This window comes from Moraxella lacunata, from assembly GCF_002027545.1.
GTDB lineage: Bacteria > Pseudomonadota > Gammaproteobacteria > Pseudomonadales > Moraxellaceae > Moraxella > Moraxella lacunata.
The window spans coordinates 269-4,656 of record NZ_MXAN01000043.1 but is presented as its reverse complement, the minus strand read 5'-3'; the positions used below and the strand labels follow the sequence as shown (position 1 = coordinate 4,656).

The window sequence follows — 4,388 nt, the reverse complement described above, 5'->3', positions numbered from 1 at the left end:
TACAGTTGCTACTGTCATTGATGCATTTTGAAGTTAAATGATTATAAGATTGGCATTTGGGTATTTTTATAGTTTATCAATTTTCGTTTAAATTTCAAGTACAAAGACGTACGCCCACAAAAAAGGGCGAACACTCGCCCCTGATGTTATTTAGGTTGGCAGTGTATCACTTGCCCTTTTATCCCACTTGCCATGTCGGTCATGAGATAGACATAGGCAGGCATGATGTCTTCGGGCGTTTTTAGGGTCATGGGGTTCTCCCCTGGAAAGGCGTGGGCTCTCATGTTGGTGCGAGTCGCCCCCGGATTGATACAGTTAAACCGCAAGGCGGTGTGGTTTTTGGTCTCTTCGGTAAAAATGGTACTCATGCCTTCTATCATCTGCTTGGATAAGGCATACGCCCCCCAAAAGGGTCGTACTTTTGCCACACCCGAGCTTGTAAACACCACCGAACCACTGGAGGCGGACATCAGTAGTGGAAACAGAGCTTGGGTGAGCATAAACACGGCTGTGGCATTGACGTGTATGACCTGCTCAAAGGTAATGGGGTCATACATTTCAAGGGGGGTCAATGCCCCAAGCACGCCTGCATTATGTAGCACGCCGTCAAGCCTGCCAAACTCTTTTTGAATCAGGGTTGCAAGCTCATTCATCTGGGCAAAGCTCGCCTTTTCTAAATCCATGGGCAAAATGGCAGGCGTGGCAAGCCCCAAGCTCTCTATCTCATCATAGACCGCTTCTAATTTGGACTGTGTTTTGCCAAGCAATAGCACGGTCGCCCCACATTTGGCATAGGTTAGGCTTGCCACCTTGCCAATGCCGTCCCCTGCCCCTGTTACTAGGATAATTTTGTCGGCTAGGCTGTCGTTGGTAGGGGTATAATTTAAAATGTTTGGTGTTGTCATGGTTGGGTACTGATTTATTTTATTAAGGGAAAATTAAAATATGGTTAAATTTAAATAATTTTATACTTGCTTAACTTCAAAATACACCACCGTAGGGGCTGGCTCTGCACGCCCAACCATGCTAGTTTTACCAACGGGCGTGTTCAACACGCCCCTACAAGCCTGTGGCAAATATTAGGTTCGTCAGGTATATTTCTTCTTTAAAGGGGGCGTATTACACACCCTAAGGGCGTACTTATTTTATCAATGAAAAATTAAAAAGCGGTTAAATTAAAACATTTTAAAATTGGCAATGGCTTAAACCAACCCCAGCACCAACCGCCCCAATTCATCAGGCGTATCCACCACCTTATCCGCCCCCCACTCATGGGGATTTTCATCAGGAACGATATAACCAAACCCCACCGCCACTGTCATCATGCCAGACGCTCGCCCTGCCTGTATGTCTCTGATGTGGTCGCCCACATAAATACAATTTTGTGGGTCAATGTCTAGCTTTTGACACGCCAAAAACATCGGCTCGGGGTCGGGCTTGGTATTTGCCACATCATCAGGGCAAACCAACACCGCACAACGCTTGGCAAGGTCTAATTTATCAAGGAGCTGTTCTGCCAAATATCGGGGTTTATTGGTAACAATGCCCCACGCCACGCCTTTATTTTCTAGGGCATCAAGCAAAACGTCCAAACCGTCAAACAGTCGACTGTCCACACAAATGTCCTGCTCGTACAAATCCAAAAACTCTTGACGATAGGCAAGCATTCGCTCGTCCGTGTCCGCCATGTTTGCCAGCTCATCGCCAAACATCAAACGCACCATTGCCCTAGCCCCTGCCGAGACCTGCTCACGAATGGCGGTGTCGGTAGGACATGGGTGATTGTGCTTGGCACACATGAGCTTGATGACACGGATAAAATCAGGGGCGGTGTCAATGAGCGTGCCATCTAAGTCAAATAAAATCGCATTGAGCTTTGTTGTGCCTATCATATCAGCCCACCGCCTTTAGGCTTTGACCCTGAACGCCACTGCCTTTGATAAATGACATCATGTAGTTTACGTCCACGTTACTATCGGACAGCCAAAACCGCTTGGTTAAGGGGTTATAATGCAGTCCTGTCATGTTATCACGGGCAAATCCTGCCTTGATAGCCATGTCATCAAGCTCGGCAGGCGTGATGAATTTGTTAAAATCGTGCGTGCCTTTATCCACAAGGCGTAACACATACTCCGCCCCCACGATAGCAAACAGGTAGGATTTGGGATTGCGGTTGATTGTGGACGTTACAAACACGCCGTTGGGCTTTAACAAGGTAAAGCACGCACGCACAATCGCAGACGGGTCGGGAACGTGTTCTAGCATTTCCATGCACGTTACGACATCATACGTCCCCGCCTGCTCTTTGGCAAGCTCCTCTATCGCCACACAGCGAAAGGCGAGCGTGTCGGTCATGCCTGTCCGCTCGGCATGAATTTGCCCTGCTTGCAGGTTTTGCTCCCCCAAATCCACGCCCAGCACGTCCGCCCCACGCACCGCCATAGAATGCGACAAAATACCACCACCACAGCCCACGTCTAGCACCTTTTTGCCGTTTAATTTTGAACCAAAAAAAGCGTTCGTTTGGTCTTCTATCCAGTCAAGGCGTAAGGGGTTGATGTCGTGTAAGGACTTAAACGCCCCTTGTCTGTCCCACCACTCATCAGCAAGGCGGGTGAATTTGCCAATTTCATCAAAGTCGGCATTGTGGGCGGTGTGTGCGGTCATGAGTTATCCCAAGTGATAAATTGGCTTATCTTACCATTTTTGGCGGTTTTTAACCACTTTTTCCCTTTCTTTTCGTGCAGATTTTGGCAAATTTTGTGCGGTCTGTTTAAAAATGCTTAAATTTTAGGCAGATTTCATAAAAATTTACATAATATAACGCTTGATTAAGAATTCTATTACCCAATTTTGGCAAAAATAAGTTAAACTATGCGATATTTTTATTTACCCATATTTGGTTTTACCAAAACGATTTGTTGGCACTGTGCCAATCTAGGATTTCTTATGAAAAACGCCCTTAAATTCACCGCCCTTGCATTGGCGGTCGGTCTATCTGGCATGGCTCATGCCAATTTTGTTGAAGGTCAAGACTACAAAGTCCTGCCCAACCCTGAGAAAATCGCTGGTGATGTCATCGTGGTGCGTGAGTTCTTTTGGTATGGTTGTCCCCACTGTTATACCTTAGAGCCACACATGCAAAAATGGGCAAAAACCCGTGCCAAAGACGTGGCGTTTTTCCGCACGCCTGCCGCCATGAATCCTGTGTGGGAAGTGCCTGCTCGTGGTTTTTATGCCGCTCAGATTATGGGTCATGAAGAAAAGACACACCAAGCCTTATTTGACACCATCCAAAAAGATGGCAAGCATGTGGACAGATCCAAAGAGACCCTTGCTGATTGGTATGCTACCCAAGGCGTGGACAAAACCAAGTTTAACACCACTTACGACTCATTTGCCGTTACCACCAAAGTTGAACGCTCAAAAGCAGGAGCGAAAAACTACCAACTGACTGGCGTGCCTGCTGTTGTCGTGCATGGCAAATATGTAGTTACAGGTGGTGGTGCCAAAGTTCCTCAGGTTGTTGATTTTTTGGTAAACAAAGTGCGTGAAGAGAAAAAATAAACACCTTTGCCCCCTGCTTGCCTGATATCATCCGTGCCGTCATTGGTGCGGATTTTTATGTCTGCATCTCAACTGGTGCTAGTAGTAAGCATCTTGCCAAATACACCCAAATTGCCTGCAAACTCATCCATCTTTTCATCATCCATTTGTACGCTCATCACGACATGGCAAGCATAGTCCACCCCCAAAATCTCACCACCAGCTTGCCCGACCAGATAGCGGATTTGGGCTTCGTGGGCGAAAGTGGTGGCGACTTTAACCACCGATTTTGGCACAAATAACACAAGGGTCATGTTATCCACCACCAGTTGCGTGGCGGTGGCGTAAGCTCGTGTCAATCCACCCGCCCCCAGTTTGATACCGCCAAAATACCGCACAACCACCACCAGCACATTACCAATCGCCTTATGTTGTAAGACATTTAAAATCGGTCTGCCTGCCGTGCCGTTGGGTTCGCCGTCATCGTCAAAGCCTGCGTGCGTGGTGTTGTGTGGGTCGCCTAGAATGTATGCAACACAGTGATGACGAGCGTCAGGGTATCTCTCACGCAACTGTTCCACGTGAAACATCACTTCATCTTTATGGCTAATGGGATAAGCAAAGGCGAGAAATTCGCTTTTTTTGATTTCATAAACCGCTTGGCAAGGGGCGGATAAGGTGTGGTAGGTCATGGCATTGATTTGAACAAAATAAACCAAATTCTATCACAAATTTATTTTAAGCAAACAACAGATTGTCAAAAACTCTCAATCATAGTAGAATAAAAGGTTTTTTAAAAATCCACGGAAATCGCCCAAAATGTCGCAACTTCGCAACTTCGC

5 protein-coding genes are annotated in these 4,388 nt (G+C 46.8%); 1 reads left to right on the top strand and 4 read right to left on the bottom strand.

What is annotated here, in order from left to right:
- Positions 1-146: 146 nt before the first annotated feature.
- From B5J94_RS06385 to ubiG, 3 genes are all read right to left on the bottom strand, one after another.
- Complete coding sequence (locus tag B5J94_RS06385; RefSeq protein WP_062501143.1) at positions 147-905, bottom strand: YciK family oxidoreductase; 759 nt, start codon at positions 903-905, stop codon at positions 147-149.
- A gap of 297 nt (positions 906-1,202) precedes the next feature.
- Positions 1,203-1,892, bottom strand: a complete 690-nt coding sequence (gph, locus tag B5J94_RS06380) for a phosphoglycolate phosphatase (RefSeq protein ID WP_062501141.1) — start codon at positions 1,890-1,892, stop codon at positions 1,203-1,205.
- A gap of 1 nt (position 1,893) precedes the next feature.
- Positions 1,894-2,667, bottom strand: coding sequence for a bifunctional 2-polyprenyl-6-hydroxyphenol methylase/3-demethylubiquinol 3-O-methyltransferase UbiG (ubiG, locus tag B5J94_RS06375; protein ID WP_062501139.1), 774 nt, complete (start codon positions 2,665-2,667; stop codon positions 1,894-1,896).
- Between the two features lie 282 nt (positions 2,668-2,949).
- On the opposite strand from ubiG, the gene B5J94_RS06370 reads away from it, so the two are divergent.
- The gene (locus B5J94_RS06370) at positions 2,950-3,567 is read left to right on the top strand and encodes a thiol:disulfide interchange protein DsbA/DsbL (protein WP_062501137.1); all 618 of its coding nucleotides are present in this window, start codon (positions 2,950-2,952) and stop codon (positions 3,565-3,567) included.
- A 68-nt stretch (positions 3,568-3,635) separates the two neighbouring features.
- Here the strand turns inward: B5J94_RS06370 and B5J94_RS06365 are convergent, their stop codons facing one another.
- Positions 3,636-4,238 carry an IMPACT family protein gene (locus B5J94_RS06365; protein ID WP_062501135.1) on the bottom strand — a complete coding sequence of 201 codons (603 nt, stop codon included), beginning with the start codon at positions 4,236-4,238 and terminating at the stop codon, positions 3,636-3,638.
- Between the last annotated feature and the right edge of the window lie 150 nt (positions 4,239-4,388).

Bases quoted from the DNA above. Each gene is read 5' to 3' on its own strand.
- ubiG (WP_062501139.1), bottom strand. From the start codon at position 2,667: ATGACCGCACACACCGCCCACAATGCCGACTTTGATGAAATTGGCAAA.
- B5J94_RS06370 (WP_062501137.1), top strand. From the start codon at position 2,950: ATGAAAAACGCCCTTAAATTCACCGCCCTTGCATTGGCGGTCGGTCTA.
- B5J94_RS06365 (WP_062501135.1), bottom strand. From the start codon at position 4,238: ATGACCTACCACACCTTATCCGCCCCTTGCCAAGCGGTTTATGAAATC.
- B5J94_RS06385 (WP_062501143.1), bottom strand. From the start codon at position 905: ATGACAACACCAAACATTTTAAATTATACCCCTACCAACGACAGCCTA.
- gph (WP_062501141.1), bottom strand. From the start codon at position 1,892: ATGATAGGCACAACAAAGCTCAATGCGATTTTATTTGACTTAGATGGC.